The 319-nt window shown below is 63.3% G+C and carries 1 protein-coding gene; it reads right to left on the reverse strand.

Going from position 1 to position 319, the window contains the following annotated elements:
• Window positions 1-138 precede the first annotated feature (138 nt).
• Window positions 139-319 (reverse strand): hypothetical protein (locus tag GV790_RS29520; protein WP_163818092.1); only part of this gene is annotated, 181 nt, incomplete at its 5' end.

The raw sequence follows: 319 nt of genomic DNA on the forward strand, positions 1-319 counted from the left end.
GAGCACTCTCCGACCTTGCCTACGGCCGGTTCGACGGCGCCGCAGTCCTTGTTCCCTAGCGTCTGGGAGTCCTGCTCAGCAAGAAGCCGATTCCGGTCGACTTCTCAGCTCGAGGCACATCAAGGGGACCGAACCTGTTCAGTCAGTAGTAACTTGCGGCGTCGAGGGAACTGTGGGGGCCTCAACCGCGCGGCTCGGATGCACGATTCGATCCAGCCGCACCGCGGCATAGCCCAGGGTCGACAGGGCACCGACAACCAGCAGTTCGAAACCGTTGAGCGGCTCGGTACCGAGCAATTCGCGCAGCGGCGGCAGATAC

It is taken from the genome of Nocardia cyriacigeorgica (assembly GCF_010858045.1).
Lineage (GTDB): Bacteria > Actinomycetota > Actinomycetes > Mycobacteriales > Mycobacteriaceae > Nocardia > Nocardia cyriacigeorgica_E.